The organism is Paenibacillus sp. MBLB1832 (assembly GCF_032271945.1).
In the GTDB taxonomy this organism is placed as follows: domain Bacteria; phylum Bacillota; class Bacilli; order Paenibacillales; family NBRC-103111; genus Paenibacillus_E; species Paenibacillus_E roseopurpureus.
This window is the reverse complement of the sequence record NZ_CP130319.1, coordinates 2,969,077-2,991,805: the sequence shown is the minus strand read 5'-3', so window position 1 is coordinate 2,991,805 and position 22,729 is coordinate 2,969,077. Positions and strand designations below refer to the sequence as shown.

Below are 22,729 nucleotides of genomic sequence, written 5' to 3'. Positions count from 1 at the left end.
AGCGATGACGAAGTCTTCTTGAGAAGGACAACGCGTCGCTGCTTTTTATTTGCGTCTGAACCTTACAGAGGTTTCTTGCCTTCATTCTCAATCAAATGATCGCGATCCCCGTCTTCCATGATATTGCGGGTGGAATTGCGGAATTCACGGAGTGTATCTCCGAATGCGCGTCCCAGCTGCGGGAGCTTAGATGGACCGAACACAATCAAAGCAATAGCTAGGATGAGGATCAAGCCTGAAACGCCAATATTGTTGAACATGGTGAATCGCCTCTTTCTACGATTAGGTTAACTTCGCTACGCGCTGCATGGCTCGCCACTGCCAGCCTGCAACGATAACGCTAAGTTCAAACAACAAAATTAAAGGAACCGTCACCGACAAATGTGAGATCATGTCAGGCGGTGAGATACAGGAACCCGTGATGGTGAGAGCCAGATAGGCATATTTGCGAGATTTACTTAAAATCTCAGGTGTCAACAGTCCGATTTTCGTCAAAAACAAGAGCACGACGGGCAATTCGAAGGCGATCGCCATCGGCACGACAATTTGAAACAGAAACGCGAAATATCGATCAATGCCGTACGTTTCGACTGCACCAATCCGATGATTCATCCGCATCATAAAGCGAACCATCATCGGGAAAACAACCCAGTAACTGAAAGAAACCCCAATGATGAAGAGCGCGAAAGCTACTGGAATATACGGGAGCGCGTTCCGCGACTCGGTCTCAGTTAGGCCTGGCCGAACGAAAGCCCAAACTTGATACAGGATGACAGGCAATGTGAATAAAGCGGCGAATAGAAACGCGCATTTCACATAGATCATGAGCCCATCTGTGAAGGAGAACACATTCCAGCGGATTTCGCCAATCAGGGGCTGTGACTTCAAGTACAGCAAAATATCCGAGGAGAAGTAAAAGCCTAAACTGACGGTGACAATAAACCAGGCAAGCACGATCAGCAATCGTTTGCGAACTTCAGTTAAATGTAAGATCCAATCTTCCTGTTCCATTACACGATCATGCCGCCGGATTTCAAGTATTTGGAGATGCCTTCAGCCGCCCTGTAAGCTAATGCCCCAACGGTCCCTGTCGGATTGTAGCCGCTATTATGCGCGAATGCAGATGCGCCAACGACGAACACATTTTCCGCATCCCACATTTGCAAGTAGGAATTGACAGCAGAAGTGGAGGGATCCGCGCCCATAATGACGCCGCCTGTGTTGTGTGTTGACTGGTACGGGACGATATTGTACGGCCCAAGCTGATCGGATGAGCCAATCGTTGTTGGATTCATTTCTTTCATAATTTCTGCGGCTTTGCCTGCTACGAATTTTATCAACTGCCGATCTTGCTCCTCGAAATCGAAGGTGATTCGGGGTAAAGGCAGCCCATAAGCATCCTTATACGTAGGATCCAAGTCCACATAGTGATGGCGCCAAGGCAAGCTGCTGCCTTGCGGCGATACGGAAATGACACTGTTGGCATATTTCAGTGACTTGGCTTTGAAGTCTTTACCCCAGCTTGGTGTGCCTTTGGGCACCGAGTTCGTAGCAATCGGCCGTTGGCCTGTCTGCGAAATGCGAATGCCTGCCCCATGGAGGAAGTTCAGATTCGAATGGTCGAAATTATCGCCGTTGAAATCGGGAATCTCCATGCCTAGAGAGCCAGCGCCAGCGTACAAGTTGAACGTTTTGTCATCGAAAAAGCCAGAAGCAGTGCCACCGTTCGTTTGGTAGCAATAGTTTTTCCCGATGACCCCTTTGCCTGTGGCAGGGTCATACGGCTTGCCCAGCTTTGAGGTCAGAAGAAGCTTAATGTTGTTAAATACATAGCTCGCCATGATAACGACGTCGGCGGGCTGTTCAAATTGCTCGCCAGTGACCGTGTTGACGTAGACAACGCCGCTGGCTTTCTTCCCGTCATTGAGCACCTGAATGACGTTGGAGTACGAGCGAAGCTCGAAATTGCCTGATTTCTGAGCAACAGGCAGGGCTGTGACGATGACATCGGCTTTGGCGCCATATTCACAGCCAAACCGCTCACAGTAGCCGCAATATTGACAGGCGGCACGTGTAATGCCATCGGGATTCGTGTACTGTTCAGATAAGTTGGCGGACGGCATCATATACGGATGGTAGCCGAGCTTTTTGGTCGCATCCTCGAACAATTTCAAAATCGGTGTTTTCACCATCGGCTTCGTTGGGAATGGGGCGGAGCGCTTGCCTATGAGTGGATTTGTTTCTGAATCACCTGAAATACCAGCCAGTTTCTCGAATTTATCGAAATAGGGCTCCAACGTATCGTACGTGATCCCCCAATCCTGGATCGTCATGCCTTCTGGGATTTTTTGCTTGCCATAGCGTTCTACGGTTTTGCTGTGAATTTCAAAATCATAGGGCAGAAAGCGCAGCGTCTGACCGTTCCAGTGAACACTGGCGCCGCCAAGACCTTCACCCAACAAGAAGGAACCGTATTCGCGCATAGGGACAGCAGCTACTTTATCCGTATTTCGAAACGTCACGGTTTCTTTAGACAAATCCTGCATAAGATCATAGCGCGACGCATATCGCAATTCGTCATGCACCATGTAATAATCCGCCGTACCGCGAGGCTTCCCTCGTTCTAATCCAACGACTTTGGTGCCTTGCTTGGACAATTCAGCGGCAATGATACCGCCAACCCAACCCATACCTACAATTACAACAGGGACTTTCGGCATTTTAGTTGCCATAGTGGTGTTCCTTTCCTTAGCGATTCATACTGCTAGTGGACGAAGTGATCGTGAAGACTTCGCGGTTCCATAGCGACGAATTGATCCTTCTCGATGATAGTGATGTAGCTCATCTGGTTGCCTGGATACTTCCGCATTTTCCAACCTGCCATGTTTTTATTGCCGCCATATAGCGGATCCGAATAAACACCTTCCATCACGAGTGTGCGGAACTGATTGAAAAAAGTTTTTCCTGTGATGCCGTTTACGACACTGATTTCACCTTTCTCCATCGAGGTCAGAATCGCATCTTTTTCCTCCGGCGTAATATCGACGAAACCTTTGGAATGCTTACTTTTGGCAGTTTCCTCCAAGCTGTTTAGTCCCATGGTGATCAATTCATGCCGTTCGATACTCAAATAATCACCCTGCGTGACTTCTCCTTTGACGAAAGGGCCCATGCGATAGGTACGGGCATTAACTCCCCAAGGACTAGCTAACTGATGATCGATATAAAAGGCAACGCCTAGTTCAGCAGCGCCTGGTCCATTGTCATCTTTGGGGAAAATACGCTCAGCAGCGGCTTCTGTGATTTGTAATTGCTGCTGGTTGAAAAACATTGGAGCTTGATTGTAATCAGAAGCGAGATGCTCTTGTGGTGTACCCGAAGGGGTTGGAGAAGTTGAAGGGACAGCCGTATTTTTCTTAAAACCTCCCGACATGGCGCTACCAATCACGCCTCCAACGACGACCCCGCCAATGGCAGTGCCTGTGTACTTCAGAAAACGGCGACGTGATGGATCGAGCGATTGTTGCGATGGTTTGTCTGCCATTTTGTTGTGCCTCCTTCGCATAGAAATGGAATTGGTTAGTTATGGATATGATGAGCAGGCTTGGATCGTCTTATGCATGAAAGTTTGGAATATCGGGAATTGTATGGATATAAATTTTGCATTAGAACATATGAATGTGAGGAGACGTAAACACATGAACCGAAAATGGATGGCTCTTGCCATAGTGCTAACCTGTTGCTTAACGGCGTGCAGCAAGAACGAAACAAAACCTAGCGCGACGCCAGCTCCAACGACGTCGGCTTCAACAGGCACTACTACAGCCAAGGCAGATGCTCAAACGGTTTTCAAAGCCAATTGTGTGAGCTGTCATGGTGCCAATCTAGAGGGCTTGGTGGGGCCTAACCTTCAGAAAGTTGGGGGTAAGCTCTCCAAGGAGCAGCTCACAGCGATTATCACGAACGGGAGAGGCGCGATGCCAGCCTTCAAAGGTAAGCTCTCTGAAGATGAAATTAATTCACTTTCAATATGGCTTGCTGAGAAGAAATAGAAGGAAAATCCCGCCCCTCGCGTAGAAAGAGGTTTGGCGGGGTTTTTATTTCAGAAGCGGAGGAGAGGAATGGGATGAAGCGCAAAGATAGGGGAAATGATTTTTTTGAGCTAGGGATGTACATATTAGCTGTGGTATGCGTCGGCTATTTTCTGATAAAAGGAAATGGGGCCAAGGTATTCGAAGCAGCGCTGATTGCAGTTGTCTTACTGCTGATCAGGCTCGTAATAAAGATCACAAAAACAACGCTATTCCCAGCGCTGCGGTTCTGTATTCTATTGTTCATTTTCGTCACGATGTTTATCGCAAATGAATTTGGTTATTACGGTGTCATCCCTTATCTGGATAAAGTTGAGCATTTATTCTCAGGCGTCATACTCTGTTTCATCGGTCTGCTCATTTATAGTAAAGCCGCTAGCCATCAAAAAGGCGGAGAAGCGCCATCTTCTCATATTGCGGTATGGTTGTGTTTGTTCTTCTCTATCGCAATGGCTGGAGTTTGGGAAATATACGAGTTTGCGACGGATCATCTCTTCGGATTGAATTCGCAGAACGGAAGTTTGCTGGATACGATGACGGACATTATTTGCGGCACGATAGGCGCTATAGTGACAGCGGTTTATTTAGCTCTGAAGGCAAAGAAACGTGAACTGCCTCTCGTGGATATTGGTTGAAAAAAGGGTTCCATCGCCTTGTGCAAGGCACTGGAACCCTTCTATGTTATGGCTTCAACTTGGTATCCCAAAGCGCATCTAGATCGGGAAGGAGCAGAACGCTTTCTTGCTCGTTCGGATCCGTTCGGGAGATGACACAGGTGCATGATTCCGTTGCACTAGGGTTATAAGGCAGATGCGGCATTCCTGCCGGGATGTAAAGAAAGTCTCCTTTTTCCAACTCCATATGCTGTTCAAGATTATCTCCATACCACATGGCGGAATGGCCCTCAATCATATAGATCGCCGTTTCATGTGCTTGATGCAGATGTGCGGTTGCCCGTTGCCCTGGCAGAATTGTTAACAACATCATGCAGATCGCTTGTGAATCCGCACTTTCTTTGGAAATCGCTTCGGCATAATCAAATCCTTGCTTGCCATGATACGTCTTCGATGAACGGATGAGTCGACACGAACGTTTCGTATCCACGGTGCAGCACCTCCTACTACATCTTATGCATAGTTACATAATTTAGCCTTGTGCAACCCATTCTATAGAGGTGATTTGGAGGAAGTTGTCATCTGTAGGAGGTAGTAGCTCATGCGTTTATTTCACTTAGGGTATCTGTCATTTTTTAGCGCTTTATTAGCTGCTGGGATTATTGGGATAGCTTGGTTCGTTTATCATCGGCGGAAAAAAAGGGCACGTTAGGCTGAATACATAGAGTTCTAACGAATAGCTTGCTGATTTGATCGTATAGCTACATTGTATAGGAATGGGTAAACGAAGAAATAGGGTGTCCATCGTCATTGACGTTGGCACCCTTTCTTGTTAACGCCCCTAATTTGCTTTGTAAAAAGAAGACTGAAACGGTGTCAACGCCGCAATGACGGCTTCACGAAAAACATCTCGTCGGGTAATGCGCCCCTCAGTAAATAAGCCATAGGCTCCATCTTTATGGTTGCTGTCAACTGTATTGCTTAATGCATCTATGATGTGACGGAGCTCTGTGCCTCCTAGCTTCATCTTCTCGCCAATTTCATTAGGAATCGGGAAATAGAGCCCTTTGCCAAGGTATAGCTGCGACCCGTTCCAGGCGGCACAGACAGAGAAGAGGTACCATTGATTCGTATGTACTTGATCATACATGAGTCCACCTTCAAGGCCAAGACCAATCTCAGCACTAGGTTCAGCTTCAAGGACAAATTTAGCCCGATTAATCGCGCCGAGGATCGTTTCGTCTTCTGTCAAAGGCTGATCCGGCACGCCGGATGGAACTGCATGACAGATCGGTTCAACGCCTGTCGCCGACACGACAGCTGCGCGTTTCGCATGATTACTCGTGCCTAACGCCAGCTTCCATTCAAATCCAAACATTATTTTCCACTCCTAACCCAATGAAACATTCAAATCCAAACATTATTTTCCACTCCTAACCCAATGAAATACATCAAGCTTTACTGAGTATACCATAATTTAGGAATTAGCAAGGGTTATGATTATGTCTTCACCATGACAAATGTCGATAGGAAGTAGGCGATAAATTCGTCCATCGCTTGAATTGTTTACTGAATTGGGAAAGATCTTTGTAGCCCAACTTGTCAGCGATATGCTCAATGGAAAGCGTGGGGTCCATCAGTAGAAGCTTGGCTTGACGCAGCTTGATCGTGCTCAAATAATGCCGAGGTGAAATCCCATATGCTTTCTGGAACACGCGATTGCAATGAGCGGGGCTGTAACCAAGCTGCTTTGCGATATCTATGATGCGAAATGGATCCTGCTCATGCGTGGCTGTCGCGGCTTGCTGTTCAATACGTGCAGCAATCTTGGCAGCTAATCCGATGTCCTCGGACGGCAGCAAGGAGGTGTCTGCTTCTTGAATTAACACCTCGGTCAACGCGGCGAAAATCTGAAATGATGCTTGCATCGTCTGCAGTTTAAGACTTAGACCACTCGTGTCGGTTTGTCGCGCCATCTGAGCTAGATCCATCAGGATCGGATGCAGGGTCATTGCTATTTTACTCCCAGATGGATACAGCGTTTGCTTTAGCTGGCTTAATTGTTGACGGAACCAAGGATCTGCCACCTCAAAATGCACACACATGTACTCCATGAAACGCTCATCCGCCCCTCCTAAACTAGCATGCGCTTCATTGGGGAGAATCCATAGTAAATCCCCTTGTTTTTGGTTAAAATGGTGCTCGCCAACTCGCATCTTTTGCGAGCCTTCTAAGACGAGATTGAGCTCAAACATCGGATGATGATGTTCAGGAAACGACCAGTTCGCGTTCACCTTGCGCAGATGCGCCGCGAATATTCGGAAGGCGGCTTGGACATCCGGCAGCATACCGCCATGCAGCACATTCTCTTGTGGGGATGGTACGGGTTCTTTATAGAAAACTTCCATCAACATGGACTCCTTTGACTTGAAGAATTAGTTCCACCAATACTTTACTACATTAACTATCTCACTAACTTATGGTGAAATCAAATGTTTCTTTTGTCCAAATGAAAGATTGGATTGCCCATGGGTTAAGGGTTTATATCCATGTATAATAAGGGCAAATGAGTGAGAGGGGCTTTTTGAGATGAAGAATCAATTTTTCAATGCACACCATTCGCCAGTTGGCGCATTTGCTAGTTTTACTCTTGGATTTCCAGGTAAATGCGGGGGCTTTGATCTCGAACAAGCACGTCCTCCTAAGCAAAATATATATATTGGGCTTGAATCTACCCAAGGCGGAACCTACGACACGTTTCCTTTTTATGAACAGCCGGAAGAAGATGAAAGCCAACGTTATGATATTGAGAATCCAGATCCGAATAAGAATCGGCCGAAGCTGTTGTTTCCTTATGCCAAGGAAGCGATACAGCGCGATTTTCAAGTGGGGACAGATACGTGGAAATCAGGGGATTTGACGTTCAGTTTGATTTCACCTGTACAAGCTGTACCAGATCCGAAGACGGCAACGGATGAAGAGTTGCGTCTGGCACTCGTGCCAGCTGTTCTTGCCACAATCACCGTGGATAATAGCAAAGGGACAGCACCAAGAAGAATGGTTTTCGGGTATCAAGGAACCGACCCATACAGTACGATGCGCAGGTTGGATGATACGATGGAAGGCGCCGCGGGGGTTGGACAAGGCCGCATTACGGCTATTGTTACCCGTGATCCAGAAGTGCGCTCGGGGATGCATTTTAGAATCGAAGATATTTTGAATTTTAAACTGGTAGAGAACTTAACGTTCGGTCTTGGCGCGGTTGGCGCTCTGTTCGCAGATACACCTGCAGGTGAGATCAAAACGTATCGCTTCGCGATCTGCTTCCATCGCTCTGGCATCGTTACTGCGGGTCGTGATGCTTCATATATGTATGCTCGGCTTTTCAAAAATATCGAAGCGGTTGCCGATTATGCGCTGGGTCACTTCGACCAAATTGCAAAGCTCGCGCAGGATTCGAATGCTCGAATCAGCGGATCACAGCTCTCCGATGATCAGAAATTCATGTTAGCCCATGCGATTCGCAGCTATTACGGTTCCACGCAGCTGCTGGATATGGACGATGAGCCATTCTGGGTTGTGAACGAAGGCGAATATCGGATGATCAACACGTTTGATTTGACGGTGGATCAGTTATTTTATGAGCTGGCGATGAATCCGTGGACCGTTCGCAATGAGTTGGATATGTTCGTCAAACGCTATAGCTATGAGGATCGAGTCCGTTTCCCTGGTGATGATGTGGAGTACCCAGGCGGCATTTCCTTTACGCATGATATGGGCGTGGGGAATACGCTTTCTCGTCCAGGCTACTCGTCCTATGAGCTGTATGGAATCGACGACTGCTTCTCGCATATGACCCATGAGCAGTTGGTGAACTGGACGCTGTGCGGCGCGACATATGTCACGCATACGAATGATCAGGCGTGGCTGCAAGCGAATTTGTCCATTTTCGACAAATGTTTAACGAGTATGATAAATCGCGATCATCCGAATCCTGAGCTGCGCAACGGAGTCATGTCCCTGGATAGCACGCGGACGATGGGCGGGGCGGAAATCACGACGTATGACAGTTTGGATGTCTCCTTGGGGCAAGCGCGCAACAATATCTATTTGGCGGGAAAATGTTGGGCGGCTTATGTGGCGATGGAACGTATTTTTGCTGAAAACGGCCGAGAAGATCTAGCTCTGATTGCCGGCGAGCAAGCGATGAAATGCGCACGCACGTTGACCTCGTATGTGACCGAAGGAGGCTACATCCCAGCTGTTGTCGGCGAAGGCAATGATTCCAAAATCATTCCCGCGATTGAGGGACTTGTGTTCCCGTATTTCACGGGCAACCAAGCAGCATTGGATGAGCAGGGACGTTACGGCTTTTATATCACAGCGTTGAAAAAACACCTAGATGTTGTGTTAGTTGAGGGAATCTGCCTCTTCGAGGATGGCGGCTGGAAGCTGTCTTCCACAAGCAACAACTCGTGGTTGAGCAAAATCTATTTATGCCAATTCGTTGCACGCGAAATCCTTGGCTTGGTATGGGACGAGAAAGGTGCAGCAGCGGACGCAGCGCATGTGGCATGGCTGACACATCCGACCTTGTCAATCTACAGCTGGAGTGACCAGATCATCTCGGGTGAGATTACGGGGAGTAAGTATTACCCTCGGGGGGTTACGAGTATTTTGTGGCTGTTGGAGGGTAAGTAAGGATAGGCAAAGGGAAGGGAAAGCAACTAAAGCGTTTTCTTAGTGCTTATGTTAAGATAAGTCCCCTATTTAAGAACTACATGCTACTCGCGTATGTTCTTTAATTAGTAACTGGAAATTGAATACAATGAGGAGGACCTATGCATTAGGTCCTCTTTTTCTTTCTTAGTTGGCTCATTCATCTATATGGTTTTATGCTGTCATAATGGTATATTAGAAGTTCTATTTTCTTAGGTATTATGCTCAGAGGAAAGAGGCACGAAGGCAATGGGCCAACCAAACATGTCAACGACACAAAAATGAATTGGAAGGTATGTTAAAAGCCGTCGAGGCTGAGTTTTTTATACGAAAGTGGAAGCAACTTTTCTCGTTGGTTCCCATTCGTTCATTGTTCGAGCTTACAATCAGTATAGCTTGTACAACGTGCAACGGCTATATCTGAGCGATAAACAAAGAAGCTGACACCAATGGAATGCCGGCGCCAGCTTGAAGATTTATAGCGTGTATACGTTAATTCCCATAAATGTTACCTGTCGAGGACGTTACTGTTCCTGTATTTACGTTTAACGTGTAAGACAAGCCGCCGCTGCCCGACCATGTGGACAAGTTGAACGTTTTGCCTGGTGTTATTTTGTATGCGGAAACGTTGGTAAACGTAAGGGGAGAACCGCTTACGCAGATCTCTGGCGCGGCATTGCCCTTCAGGAAGTACGCGGCAGGATCAGGCGCCCCCGGTTGACTGACAAGCTGAACTGCCCCGTTTGCTTCAATCAGCAGCGCGGATTGCTCGTTCACGCCGATCCCCTTCGCTTGCGAGGTCCAGCCATCCTTCACAGTGCGGGCGATAAAGCTAAGCAGGCGTCCTATGCGATCTCTCTGCTCGAAGTGCGAATCTGCCAGGAAGCCTTGATTCACAGGGGTTGTCACCAAATTGCGCGATAGAGATATAATCCGATTGTAGGGATTAGTCAGCGCAATGGAGGAGGTAACGGTTTTGGTGCCAGCTGCAATAGCGTCAAAGACAAATTGGCTGCCGATCATTTCGCCAGCACTCGTTCCCCCGAACGGAATGCCCTGCGCAATGCGGTTGTTCAGTGCAGTCTGCATCGGAGTACCGTTTAGCAGCTTCGCATAATCCGCTTGATTGCCACCAGCAAAGAAGATGGCTTCTGCCTTATTAATTTTGTCCAGCACGGCAGCATCAGAAGAGCCAGCCGTCAAATTTGTCACGATCAGTGTACTTACTGAGTTAAGCGGCTTGCCCATCGCTGTGCCCAAATCGCGGATATACGTGTTATACGCATCCGTTCCCGTTGCCCGAATGACCAGGAAATCACCGCCGTTCGCTTTGTTGATCATCCAGCGCATCGCTTCATCTACGTCGGTGCTGCCACCCATCAATACCTGGCCGAACGTCGTGGTTGTGGTTACATCCGTCGTGCTACCGATACGATAGTACGTGTAATTGCTGGCTGCCGACACTTGCAGCGGTGCAGCAAGCGTAAACAACAAACTGAGCGCAGAGGCGCCCCAGGTCAGCTTTCTTTTCCAACGGCTTGTAAACATGAATCCACTCTCCCTTAGTCATATTGGCGGAAATGTACCCGCAACATAAGATGCAAGCAAATCTCATGCCAAATGTAAGGTAATATAACATGTAAATTCAGCTCGAATTTCGGTGAATATGGATGCTATTGGGCGTATTTGGGTGATTTTATAAAAACCAATGAAAGACACAATGTGTTGCTTGTGATAACACACATAAAACTGTGATATTCCAGAATTAATTAGAAACCGGAGCCCGCAAAATTTACTATAAACGGTTAGTTGATCGAGGAATGGCTAAGAGAAAAGCAATAGGTCATGTATGCGGTAAGATAGCCCAAGTTTTATACTCATGCCTATAATTAAGGAGCTTCCAAATTACGGTGATGGGCTGATTGAATTTTTATAAGCACTACATTACATTAGACTTTGGTTGCTTTTTTATTGCGGCTATTTGTAAAATGGAAAGAATGAGCTTTGTAAACTAGGAGGCAAAACTTTGAACCCTAAAAACGAATTGCCAGAGATGCTTTTTGAGAATCAACAGGCGTTTGAAGACTGGCTTGCGCTGCATCACAACACATCACCTGGCATTCGATTGCAATTAGCGAAGAAAGGTGCAAGTTTGTCTTCGGTTTCATACGATCAGGCGCTTGAGAGTGCTTTGTGTTATGGTTGGATTGATAGTCAGAAAGAAAAGAAAGATGAGCAGTCCTGGCTCCAACGGTTTACGCCTCGCGGTGTTAAAAGTATTTGGTCTAAAGTGAATAAAGAAAAGGCCGAGCGTCTGATTGAAAGTGGGAGAATGAAGCCATCTGGTTCGCAGGCGATTGAAGCTGCTAAGAAAAACGGGCAGTGGATGAATGCTTATGAGCCTCAAAGTGCAGCAAGCATTCCAGCGGATTTCGCGGTGGAATTGGATAAGAATAGCAAAGCGAAGGCCTTCTATGATACATTAAATCGGCAAAATAAATATGCCATTACGTTTCGCATTCAAACTGTGAAAAAACAAGAAACACGTGCGAAACGGATAAGTGATTTTATTAGGATGTTGGAAAATGGAGAGAAGATTTATCCTTAATCTTAGAGGAGTTGAAAAAACCATGACATCTAAATTATACTACCAATCCGCCTACCTGCAGGAGTGGCATACATCGATTACGCAAACCATTGAACGAGAAGATGGTGTCTATGTACTCCTGGAGGAGACGGCGTTCTATCCGCACGGGGGCGGTCAGCCTTGTGATCAAGGGAATATCAGTGGCATTCCCGTTCTTGATGTATCACTAGAGGGAGACAACGTGCTGCATAAGCTTGAGCGTTTGCCGGAGGGCACTGAGGTCTCATGCCAACTGAATTGGCAGGTCCGGTTTGATCATATGCAGCAGCATAGCGGGCAGCATTTGCTCTCTGCGGTGTGCCGCGACCTCTATGAGGCGAATACGGTGAGTTTTCATCTCGGAACCGATTATTGCACTATAGATGTAGAGAGTACTGACCTGGATGCAGGCAAATTGGCGGTAATTGAAGCCGAGGTGAATCGTCAAATTTACCTGAATCGCGCGATTACGAGCTATTTTGTGTCTCCTGAGGAGCTGGCTCAGCTGCCCATCGTCAAACAGCCGAAGGTGACGAACAACATTCGCATTGTTGAGATCGAGGGTGTCGAATATAATGCATGCGGAGGCACCCATGTCTCAGCGACAGGTGAAATCGGGATCATCAAACTGCTGAAAACAGAGAAGATGAAGGGGAACACCCGCATCTATTTTGCTTGCGGCGCTCGGGCGGTGGCTCAGTTCAATGAGCATATGCGCATTATTGGTACGCTTTCGGCGAAGTACAATACAGGTAAAGATGAGATCATGGATCGCGTGGAGAAGTGGGAGCAGGAGTATAAGCAAACCCAACAAGAGTTGGCTGAGCTTAGAACGAAGTACGATAACTACGTGGCAAAAGAACTGATTACAGGCAGTACCGGCATCGTTACTCAGCAATTTGAGGATTTATCCATGAAGGACATGCAGGGCTTGGCTAACACGTTAGCTAGTCAGACCGATCTACCTATTCTGCTCGTGACAACTTCAGAGAATAAGGTGATTTTTACGCATAGTGGTCAGTTTCCACAAGCGTGCGGAGCTTTTTTCAAAGCTCATCTCAGCACTTATCAAGGCAAAGGCGGAGGCAGTGACAAGATGGCGCAGGCGGGATTCGCCGACCAATCGGCGGCTCTAGCATTTTATACGTTTGCTAAGGAAGCATTGAAAGGGAATTAACATAGAAAAGTAAAGGGCTTTTCTCCAAGGACACGATCCCCAGGAGAAGAGCCCTTTTTTATTCAACCCCAAAATATGTCCACTACTCCATAAATATCGTCATGGTAACGTTTTCTTGAAAACCGTATAGTAAGGGTGTGGTTCAAATACGTTTTCGAGGTGATGCAAGATACCAACGAGTGCAAGGAAGTACCTAAATTTTCAGCGACGGGGATGCAAAAAGAAAAGAGCCATCTAAGGTCCATTGGCGTGGGAACTCCTTAGTATCGCTCTCGGTAGTGAGAATGAATTTCTACGAAATTCACAACTCACTACAATTTTGACACAGATTCAGCGAGATTAGCAAGCAAATCTTTGTGTGTTTAAAATTGAAGGGAGTTAACGACGATGAAAAAAATGAAAAGCTTACAACTCGTAGGTGCAGCAGGTTTGTCCATGACTTTGATTTTGACTGGATGTACGTCAACGAAAACAGCGGAAACGTCTCCAGCTGCAGTATCTCCAGCGGCTTCTAAGGCAGCCGAAGCAACGAAAGCCCCAGAAACGGTGAAAAGCGGCGAGAAAGTGACCGTCAACTTCTGGAATCCGTTCTCTGGCAACGACGGGCCTTTTATGAAGAAAATCGTGGATAACTACAATAAATCACAAGATAAGTATGTCGTGAAAATGACGATTCAACCTAACGGTGATTACTACAAACTGTTAGATACGGCGATTGCCACCAAGAAGGGTGTTCCCGATGTAGCCATTATGCATCTTGATCAAACGCCTACTTACATTGCGAAAGATATGCTGCAACCGGTTGATGCCATTGCTAAAGCCGTTGGTGTAGAGAAGAGCAACTTCCCGCCAGCAACGGTCGAGTATTCAACAAAGGACAATAACTGGTACAGCATTCCACTGGATATCCATCCACTTGTGATGTACTACAATAAAGATTTGTTTAAGGCTGCTGGCATTGCAGCACCGCCAACCAACCGTGAACAGTTCGTCGATGCGGCCAAAAAGATGACAGATCCTTCCAAGGGGATATGGGGAGCGGCGATGCCAACGTTCTGGATTCAAAACTTCTTGTTCCCAACGATTTTGTTCCAAAATGGCGGAGACTTCATAGACGAGAAAGGGAATATCGCCTACAACTCACCAGCAGGTGTTGAAGCGGTTACTTTCATGAGAAGCTTGACGACGATGAAAGTTTCACCTCCAACGGTTGCGGCTGACGGCGATTTCAACTTGTTCCAACAAGGGAAAAGCGCGATGCACTTCAACGGACCATGGGTAAAGGATGCTTTCGATAAAGCTAAAATTAACTACGGCGTAGCACCTGTTCCACAATTGGGGACAGTGAAGCAAGCTGTGTTCGGCGGCTCCCATAACTTCGTTATTCCGAAAGCGACTACAGACGCAAGTGTTCTAGCAGGTGTTGGTGATTTCTTAAAATATGTGAACGCGAATTCCATCGATTGGGCTGAGTCAGGTCAAGCAGTCGCTTCCAAAGTCGTGCGCGACAGCGCAGCTTTCCAAGCCATGACGCAGCAGCAAGTAGAAGTTGCGAAAGAATTTGAATATGTGAAGTTTGCACCGAAAGTGTTGAACTGGGGTCCGATTTCCGACAGCATCTGGACTGAGCTAGCGAATGCTCTGCAAGGTAAAAAAGAGCCAAAAGCAGCACTCGATGACGCAGCAGCGAAATCGACTGCCGCCATGAAGAAATAACGATAGTTGACCACGGGGAGACGGGTACTTAGTACCCGTTTTCTCTTACACATCAACAGGAAGAAGAGGAGGGAAACCATTGCCTGCCACAACATCATCCCATTGGAAATCCAAGCTGACGTCCAGCTTATTCATAGTACCTTACCTGATTGCCTTTATAGCGTTTACGCTAATCCCAATCATTTATGGATTCATCATTAGTTTGAAAGAATATAATTTGCTAGATCCTGTACATCCCTTCGTTGGACTCGATAATTATAAGAAAATATTCACCGATGGCACACAAGAGAATGATCTGTTCTTCATCGGCATGAAAGCAACCTTGAAATTCGTGGTGTTTTCAGTTCCCTTTTTAGTCGTGATCGGACTTGGCTTTGCCCTACTGCTGAATGCACTTCCAGCGAAATTACGATCGCTGTTTCGGTCTATTTACTTCATCCCGTATGCGGTTTCCGCAACGGTTATGGCCGTGATCTGGAAGCGAATGTTCGATGTTACAGGAGGGTTCCTTAATTTGCTCATGGCTAAAGTAGGAATTCGTGAGTTTGATCCGATACCTTGGCTAATGGATACACCATTTGTGTGGTTTTCACTTGTTGTTGCAACGCTCTGGTGGACCATCGGCTTTAACATGATTATTTTCGTGAACGCACTTAATGGTGTGCCTGAAGATCTGTACGAAGCAGCCAAAATCGATGGAGCGAATGGATGGGACAGACTGAAGAGTATTACTTTGCCTTTTATTAGACCCGTTCTTATTTTTGTCTTAATAACCTCAACCATAGCATCCTACAATGTATTTGCACAGCCGAATCTCATAAGTAACGCTGGTGACGAGACGAAGGTGCTTTTAATGGGAATTCTGCAAACTGCCTATACGGCGAGAGAAATCGGATCCGCGTCAGCGATGGCGATTCTCATGGGCTTATCGATCATGATCGTGTCCATCATTCAATTCAAAATCACGAATCAGAAGGAGTAGTGGACGATGAAATCGTTTAAAATCTTTTATGTACTATTAGCGTCCATACTTGGCATCATCTTCATCCTTCCGATGCTGTGGATGTTCTCGAATTCGTTCAAGACCGATGTGGAAGTCATGTCGCCGGTATTTCATTTATTTCCCCAAGAATTTACGATGGATAATTTCCATACGATATTCGTTGGCGGTGCTGTAGAGGTTCCGATTTTCCGTTGGATATTCAACTCCTTCTTCGTTGGATTTGCTGCGACACTGCTCGTGATCGTCGTAGATGCGATGGCAGCGTATGCGTTAGCGAAATTAGACATTCCTTTGAAACGGACACTATTTGCTTTGTTCATAGGCTCGCTGATGGTTCCTGGTATCATTTCATTTCTTCCCCAGTATTTGAATTTTAGTAATTTCAACCTGATCAATACCTACTATGTGTTGATTTTGCCATATTCGGGCGGTGCATTAGGTGTCTTTCTACTCATCCAATTTTTCCAATCGTTTCCTAATGAAATTATCGAGGCGGCACGCATTGATGGTGCGAACAAATGGCAGGTATTTATCTCTGTCCTGATGCCATCCTCGGTATCGATTGTGACGACACTAGCGATCTTCACGTTTATGAGCGTGTTCAACGATTATGTGTGGCCATTCTTTACAGTGACCGATCTTCAAATGCGGACTTTGACTGCAGGTGTCGCTGTGATGGCGACAGGAAGTTTCGTTCAGTCCTACGGAAAACTAATGGCGCTTGCGACGTTATCGACGATTCCAACGCTCATCATTTTCATCATTGGGCAAAGGCAATTTATCCAATCCATTACAGCGACAGGTGTGAAACAATAGAAAATCATTCCAAGCAGTAGATCGAGGTGAAGATTGGCTATGCGTAAATGGATGATTCTCATTATGAGTATCCTGTTCGTTACAGGATGTACGAAAGGAGACCCAGCAACGACGATGAAGGAAAGCAATGCAACGGCAACGCTTACGAAAGAAGCGAAAACATTCACGAACCCCATTCTCGATAACGGTGCAGATCCATGGGTAACGGCCAAAGATGGGTTCTATTACTACACACATACAACGGGGAACTCCATTCGAATTTGGAAATCAGCCACGTTAACGGGCCTTGCGGACGCAGACTATAAAGATATCTGGTTCCCGCCATCGACAGGTCCGAACTCTGCCAACATTTGGGCACCCGAATTACATTTTATCGCGGGAAAATGGTATGTCTATTACGCCGCTGATGACGGCCAGAATGAGAATCATCGCATGTTCGTGCTCGAATCGGTGACAGACGATCCGCTCGTTGCGTATGTCGAGAAGGGCATGCTGAACACGGCAGGCCGCTGGGCCATTGATGGAACGACACTGCAGAAGAAGGACGGCTCGCTCTATTTCATTTGGTCAGGATGGGAAGGGGCGGTGAACGTGAGCCAGCATCTCTATATCGCACCTATGAGCAATCCATATACGATTAGCGGAGTGCCTGTTGAAATCTCACGACCTACCTACGACTGGGAACTGGTGGGCAATCCTACGATCAATGAAGGACCGCAAGTGCTGCTTCACGACGACCGAATCTTCGTAATCTATTCAGCAAGCGGCAGCTGGACGGATGATTATTGCTTAGGCATGTTAAGTTCGTCCATGAACAGCGATGTTCTTAATCCTTCCTCCTGGAAAAAGCATGAGAAGGCTGTATTCTCGAAAACAGATACTGTCTTCGGTCCTGGACATAATTCATTTGCGAAGTCAGTGGACGGCAAAGAAGATTGGATCATCTATCATGCAGCGAAAACGCAAGGATCAGGCTGGAACCGCAATGTGCGCATGCAACGATTTACGTGGAATCGGGATGGTACGCCGAATTTCGGCATTCCGATCACGGAGGGTGTTCCGGTTCAGGTTCCAAGCGGTGAATAAACAATGACAAGCTGTAACGTCGAAGTCCGATGTTACGGCTTTTTCGTCCTACGATCTAAAAATATGTCCATAGTTAGAAGAAATAGGTCATTGGCGAGGAGAATGCTTGTTTGTATAATGAAGAGGGATAGTTGAAAGATGGGGGGATTCACGTGCGTGTACGGCACCGAACCGGTTGGAAAGCTGCGGTTGTTCTTCTCGTATTCAGTACATTTCTCGCTGGCTGTGAGTCACAGTCGGACACGGTGGCGAGTGATCAGACACCTAACAAACTGAGAATTACATTTTGGACACCGTTCAGCGGTGGTGACGGGCAGTTTATGGCCGAGTTAATTCAGCAATATAACAATGAAAATACGGATCATGTGAAAATAGATCAAATCAACAATAATTCAGGTGATTACTACACGAAGCTCTCGACGGCTATTGTGACCGAAGAAGCGCCGGATATCGCGATTGTCCATTCGGCGAAGTACGCGCAATACGCATCTGCGGGTTTTTTGACCGATTTGAATGCGCTTGCCGCGGAGGCTGGCGTGCATTGGGAAGATTTCAACCCAACCATCCTACAGAGCACCGTTGCGGATAATAAGCATCTCGGTATTCCACTGGATACGCATCTCGAAGTGATGTATTACAATAAGGATTTATTGAGGCAAGCTGGGCTATTGGATGAACGTGAGAAGCCAGTTCTGGCGAACGGGGAAAAAGGTTTTCTCACCTTTCTAGAAACCATCCGTCAGCATGTGCCTTCGAATGTCACGCCGCTCGCAGAGCCGAATCTTCGAATTGATTCCTTTTGGCTGTGGTATTCCTTTTATAACCAAATGAATCTAGATGGCGGAAGATTTTATTCAGATGACGGCCAATCAGCGGCGATCAATAATTCGTCCGCGTTGCAATCGTTGTCGTTCGTGAACTCGCTTTACACGAAGAAGCTTATCCTGCCCAACAGTAACGATCCCATTCAGACGTTCGCCAAAGGAGAGGCAGCCACCCTGATTTCAGGTGTATGGGGGACTGGGGCTATAGAGAAAGTACCCCATTTACATTTCGGAGTCACGAAAATTCCGCAAATTTATGATCACCCAGCGGTGTGGGGAGATTCCCATACGTTTTCACTGCCTACGCACGAGAAGCCGGATAAACAGAAACAACTCGCAGCGCTGAAGTTCGCGAATTGGGTAGCCGCGCATGGTGCCAGCTGGGCTAAAGCAGGCCATATCCCTGCTGTGAAGAAAGCAGTAGCTTCGGATGAATTCCAGAAGCTAAATTATCGGCCAGATTACGCAAGCGCAGCTGATGATGTGAAATATTTCCCCAAACAGCCGCGTCAAGGTACGATTAACGATGAGCTTGTGCGTGAGTTTGAGAAGATGATGGCGGGACAAATCACGCCGCAAGAGGTGCTGCAGAATGCGCAAAAAATCATTGATGACAATCTTCAAATTCAGCAAAACACGCCTAAACGATAGGTTAAGCTGGATTCAACATTTACCGATTGCGACGAAGCTCATCGGGTTGAGCGCCATCTTTATCGCAGTTCCCTTAGGAATTGCCAGTTATTTGACGTATACGAGCTATTCCGATTCGATTCAGAAGAATACAGGGAAATACCAGATGGATGTCGTGAAGGAGTTAACCGCGAACATCGATACCTATATGAATGAGCTTAATTTACTTAGCTTATTACCGTATCAATCCCCGCAAATTATGAAATTCCTTGAAGTGGGCGAAGGCTCTGCAACGACGATGTCGTTCAACGAACGCATTCTTATCGAGGATTTCTCGAGACGTGTTTTTGCCAATGGAAGGGTGGACATTTCGGGGTTGACGCTTTTTCGCATTCGAGGCGGGACTACGTACATGGCGATGTCCGAGGCACAGGCGAATTTCTCTCAGCGGGATGTGAGCAAGGAAGTCTGGTATCCCAAGGTTTCCCAAACGGGTAAAATCGTGTACCTCGGCACGTTTAACAAAAATGGCGCTGACGCTGGCAGCCAGGTGTACTCTTTTGCCAGAAAAATTCGAAGTGTAGATACGGGGGCAGATCTAGGGTATATGCTGCTCGATGTCGATAAGAATGTGATCCGCAACAAAATTGAAGCGATCTCCAATGAGAAGAAAAACATAATGATTGTGGATCAAGAAGGCACACTGATTTATAAAAGCATGCTAAATGACCTCGATGCCGAACAGATGAAACAGTTCAGAGGAACAGGCACGGTTGTTCATAAGCAAAATGGCGATTCCGAGCTTGTATCCTATGTGACGTCCCCTTTAACGGGTTGGACGATGATCGAGATGGTTCCCTTATCCATTCTGCTCCACGACACGGTGTATGTACGGAATTATATCATTCTCATTGGTGTGGTCTGTTTATTGTTAGCTGTCATTATTTTCACCTTATTTGCACTGCGCATCACGAATCCCATCAGTGAATTGCGTAATCTCATGAAAAAAGTCGTGCTCGGCGATTTAGCCGTATCCATTCCCATTCGAAGCCGAGATGAGATTGGCCAACTCAGCCAGTCCTTTAATATCATGGTGTCCAAATTAAGTGATCTCGGCTATCGGTTGTTTGAATCGGAAATTCGTGAGAAAAATGCTCAAATCTCAGCTTTGCAAAGCCAAATTAATCCGCACTTTCTGTACAATACGCTTGGATCGATTTCTATGTACGCGGAAATTGGGGGCAATAAGGAAGTCGTGAATATGACGAATCATCTGAGCAAACTGCTGAGATACAGCATCAATAGTCATCATAATCAAGTACCTCTTGCCATGGAAATCGAGCACGTGACAGGTTATATGGCGATTCAGCAGATTCGTTTTGAGGATAAAATCAAATTTCATGTTGAAGTTCAACCTGATTTGCTGCAGTGCTCTGTTATCCGTTTCATGCTTCAACCAATCATTGAGAACAGTATTGTACATGGCATCGACAAGGGGAATGGATATGGGACAATTCGATTACTTGGGATGAAGAAGGATAACCGAATGATCATTCAAATTCAAGATGACGGTGCAGGCATGAGTCCTAGCCAATTGCAGCGCCTGATCGATCGTAAGTTTGAAGTTACCTCAAATGAGGAGGACACAGGCGGGACAGGTTTGATGAATGTTCATCGCCGAATCGCGCTGCGTTATGGGAATCAATACGGGGTCACGATCGAAAGCAATCAAAGAGAAGGCACGACCATTACACTGACATTACCGCTCATTGAAGGTCATTAGAAAGGAGAATGTGGAATGCCGAGCCTGATTATCGTGGATGATGAAGCCATTTTCCGCAAAGGCATACGTTTAATGATAGCCGAGATGCAGAGCGATTGGTATGTCATTGATGAGGCGTCTGATGGAGCAGAAGCTTTGGAGAAAATGGAAGCTCTGCAGCCAGATTTGCTAATCACCGACATTAAAATGCCCCGCGTAGACGGCATACAGCTGCAATATATCGTCAAGGAGCGTTATCCGCATGTAGCTTGTGTTGTGGTGAGCGGATACAACGACTTTCAGTATGCGCGTGAGTCGCTGCGACTAGGTGCCAAAGATTATCTCATGAAGCCGTTCCAAAGGGAAGAATTGTATGCCCTGCTCCATAAATTGCAAGAAGAATGGCATCTCGAACAGAAGCCAACGAAAGAGAACGGGAAAGATCTGCTGCTTCAGAATCAAATGCGGCAGCATGTGTTGACAGGACTCCTGACGGGCAATGTCCACCACGGGGAGACAGAGTTGTTGGAGAACGTCGGCATTTCGCTTCCGCATACGTACATTTCCTGTTTAATTGCGAAGCTGGATCGTGACTCGGTCACGGATGAGCGATACTATCAGCTGAATCCAGCGCTTTTCTCTGTGTATATTCAGCAGTTCATTCAAGAAAGTCTGAATGAAAGTTTGCATAGCTATGTGTTCATTCATCACGAGAATGAAGTCGTTGCGTTGATTAATCACGATTCACTTGATACCATTGTTGCCGAAATTGAGCATATTACCAATCAGATTCGCAAAGATATTCGGGTACAATCGAATTTTACACTTACGTTTGGGTTAGGCAGCCCAGCGAAAGATCTGGAATCGATATCTAAATCGTACAAAGAGGCGGGATTAGCCTTACTTTATCGATTGGTCATCGGGGGCGATCGGCTGCTTTCCAATGAATCCGTGACAGAGATCGCCATGGAGAAGCAGGAGCGGCAGGCGGCGGACTGGCAGGCTTTGAATCAATTCGTGCAAGAAGGCGACTTAGCGAATGTGCATCAGCAGACGATCCATTACGTATCGGCCTTATGCCAGCAGTGGAAAGACCCTGAGATCATCCATCAACAAATTTGTAAAATGCTCCTGCACTTCTACGAATTAGCCGTGAATCTCGCGATCGTGAAGCAATGGCTTCAGCATACCGAGGTAAAGCAGGTGCTAGTGGACATCTACTCGTATTCATCGAGCAAGGAGCTGACTGAACGGTGCCAGCAATTACTGGGGGACCTGACCCAATGCATTGCGAATCGGAAGAAAAAGTTCGTCACAAGTCCAATCGAAATCGTCGTTCGATACGTCGAGGAGCATTACGCAGAGTCGATTACGCTGAATATGATGGCGGAGATCGTCTATCTGAGCCCGTCGTATCTGAGTTCCCTTTTCAAAAGCAAACAGGGCTTATCCTTTATCGATTTCTTAACGGAGAAGCGCATTGAGAAGGCGAAGTCGTTGCTGCTATACTCGGATGAGAAAATTCAATCGATTTCCGATTCTACGGGGTTTACGAATATTCGGCATTTCAACCGCGTCTTCAAAACGCTGACGAACCGCACCCCGTCCGAATTCCGAGAAGGAAAAGGTGCCGTTGGCGAGTTGTGAGATTCTATAACGGCTGTA

General features: G+C 46.7%; 20 protein-coding genes. 12 read left to right on the top strand and 8 right to left on the bottom strand.

The annotated features are described in order from the left end of the window. Positions 1-62: 62 nt before the first annotated feature. The 4 genes from tatA to MJB10_RS13240 are packed head-to-tail and all read right to left on the bottom strand — an operon-like array spanning position 63 to position 3,544. On the bottom strand, positions 63-260 hold the full coding sequence (gene tatA / locus MJB10_RS13255) for a twin-arginine translocase TatA/TatE family subunit (RefSeq protein ID WP_314795338.1): 198 nt from the start codon (positions 258-260) through the stop codon (positions 63-65). Between the two features lie 22 nt (positions 261-282). Beyond that, positions 283-1,011, bottom strand: a complete 729-nt coding sequence (gene tatC / locus MJB10_RS13250) for a twin-arginine translocase subunit TatC (RefSeq protein WP_314795336.1) — start codon at positions 1,009-1,011, stop codon at positions 283-285. Next, positions 1,011-2,732, bottom strand: a complete 1,722-nt coding sequence (locus MJB10_RS13245) for a GMC family oxidoreductase (RefSeq protein WP_314795334.1) — start codon at positions 2,730-2,732, stop codon at positions 1,011-1,013. Before MJB10_RS13245 ends, tatC begins: the two co-directional genes overlap by 1 nt. Positions 2,733-2,764: 32 nt before the next feature. Then, a complete protein-coding gene (locus MJB10_RS13240; protein WP_314795332.1) occupies positions 2,765-3,544 on the bottom strand; it encodes a gluconate 2-dehydrogenase subunit 3 family protein in 780 nt (259 codons plus the stop codon). A 154-nt stretch (positions 3,545-3,698) separates the two neighbouring features. Between MJB10_RS13240 and MJB10_RS13235 the strand changes: the two genes are divergently transcribed. Both MJB10_RS13235 and MJB10_RS13230 read left to right on the top strand, forming a co-directional pair. Next, positions 3,699-4,052, top strand: a complete 354-nt coding sequence (locus tag MJB10_RS13235; protein WP_314795330.1) for a c-type cytochrome — start codon at positions 3,699-3,701, stop codon at positions 4,050-4,052. Positions 4,053-4,126: 74 nt separating this feature from the next. After that, entirely contained in the window at positions 4,127-4,726 is a 600-nt protein-coding gene (locus MJB10_RS13230) for a hypothetical protein (RefSeq protein ID WP_314795328.1), read from the top strand. A 46-nt stretch (positions 4,727-4,772) separates the two neighbouring features. Here the strand turns inward: MJB10_RS13230 and MJB10_RS13225 are convergent, their stop codons facing one another. From MJB10_RS13225 to MJB10_RS13215, 3 genes are all read right to left on the bottom strand, one after another. Further along, complete coding sequence (locus MJB10_RS13225) at positions 4,773-5,195, bottom strand: cupin domain-containing protein (RefSeq protein WP_314795326.1); 423 nt, start codon at positions 5,193-5,195, stop codon at positions 4,773-4,775. A 351-nt stretch (positions 5,196-5,546) separates the two neighbouring features. Further along, positions 5,547-6,083 carry an inosine/xanthosine triphosphatase gene (locus MJB10_RS13220; RefSeq protein ID WP_314795325.1) on the bottom strand — a complete coding sequence of 179 codons (537 nt, stop codon included), beginning with the start codon at positions 6,081-6,083 and terminating at the stop codon, positions 5,547-5,549. A 130-nt stretch (positions 6,084-6,213) separates the two neighbouring features. Next, positions 6,214-7,113, bottom strand: coding sequence for a helix-turn-helix transcriptional regulator (locus MJB10_RS13215; RefSeq protein WP_314795323.1), 900 nt, complete (start codon positions 7,111-7,113; stop codon positions 6,214-6,216). A gap of 181 nt (positions 7,114-7,294) precedes the next feature. Between MJB10_RS13215 and MJB10_RS13210 the strand changes: the two genes are divergently transcribed. Continuing rightward, positions 7,295-9,406 carry a glycoside hydrolase family 52 protein gene (locus tag MJB10_RS13210; protein ID WP_314795321.1) on the top strand — a complete coding sequence of 704 codons (2,112 nt, stop codon included), beginning with the start codon at positions 7,295-7,297 and terminating at the stop codon, positions 9,404-9,406. A 510-nt stretch (positions 9,407-9,916) separates the two neighbouring features. Here the strand turns inward: MJB10_RS13210 and MJB10_RS13205 are convergent. Beyond that, positions 9,917-10,972, bottom strand: a complete 1,056-nt coding sequence (locus MJB10_RS13205; protein ID WP_314795319.1) for a cyanophycinase — start codon at positions 10,970-10,972, stop codon at positions 9,917-9,919. A gap of 478 nt (positions 10,973-11,450) precedes the next feature. Here MJB10_RS13205 and MJB10_RS13200 point away from each other — a divergent pair, with 478 nt between their 5' ends. The 9 genes from MJB10_RS13200 (at position 11,451) to MJB10_RS13160 (ending at position 22,711) form a co-directional block, all read left to right on the top strand. Further along, entirely contained in the window at positions 11,451-12,032 is a 582-nt protein-coding gene (locus MJB10_RS13200) for a YdeI/OmpD-associated family protein (protein WP_314795317.1), read from the top strand. Between the two features lie 22 nt (positions 12,033-12,054). After that, a complete protein-coding gene (locus tag MJB10_RS13195) occupies positions 12,055-13,227 on the top strand; it encodes an alanyl-tRNA editing protein (protein ID WP_314795315.1) in 1,173 nt (390 codons plus the stop codon). 387 nt (positions 13,228-13,614) lie between these two features. Beyond that, positions 13,615-14,943, top strand: coding sequence for an ABC transporter substrate-binding protein (locus tag MJB10_RS13190; RefSeq protein ID WP_314795313.1), 1,329 nt, complete (start codon positions 13,615-13,617; stop codon positions 14,941-14,943). A 79-nt stretch (positions 14,944-15,022) separates the two neighbouring features. Further along, positions 15,023-15,925 carry a carbohydrate ABC transporter permease gene (locus MJB10_RS13185; RefSeq protein WP_314795311.1) on the top strand — a complete coding sequence of 301 codons (903 nt, stop codon included), beginning with the start codon at positions 15,023-15,025 and terminating at the stop codon, positions 15,923-15,925. A gap of 6 nt (positions 15,926-15,931) precedes the next feature. Further along, on the top strand, positions 15,932-16,762 hold the full coding sequence (locus tag MJB10_RS13180; RefSeq protein ID WP_314795309.1) for a carbohydrate ABC transporter permease: 831 nt from the start codon (positions 15,932-15,934) through the stop codon (positions 16,760-16,762). A gap of 39 nt (positions 16,763-16,801) precedes the next feature. Further along, positions 16,802-17,848, top strand: coding sequence for a glycoside hydrolase family 43 protein (locus tag MJB10_RS13175; RefSeq protein ID WP_314795308.1), 1,047 nt, complete (start codon positions 16,802-16,804; stop codon positions 17,846-17,848). Positions 17,849-18,000: 152 nt separating this feature from the next. Continuing rightward, complete coding sequence (locus MJB10_RS13170; protein ID WP_314795307.1) at positions 18,001-19,323, top strand: ABC transporter substrate-binding protein; 1,323 nt, start codon at positions 18,001-18,003, stop codon at positions 19,321-19,323. Next, complete coding sequence (locus MJB10_RS13165) at positions 19,265-21,085, top strand: cache domain-containing sensor histidine kinase (protein ID WP_314795306.1); 1,821 nt, start codon at positions 19,265-19,267, stop codon at positions 21,083-21,085. The genes MJB10_RS13170 and MJB10_RS13165 overlap by 59 nt, the downstream gene beginning before the upstream one ends. Before the next feature lie 15 nt (positions 21,086-21,100). Continuing rightward, complete coding sequence (locus tag MJB10_RS13160; RefSeq protein WP_314795304.1) at positions 21,101-22,711, top strand: response regulator; 1,611 nt, start codon at positions 21,101-21,103, stop codon at positions 22,709-22,711. Positions 22,712-22,729 lie beyond the last annotated feature (18 nt).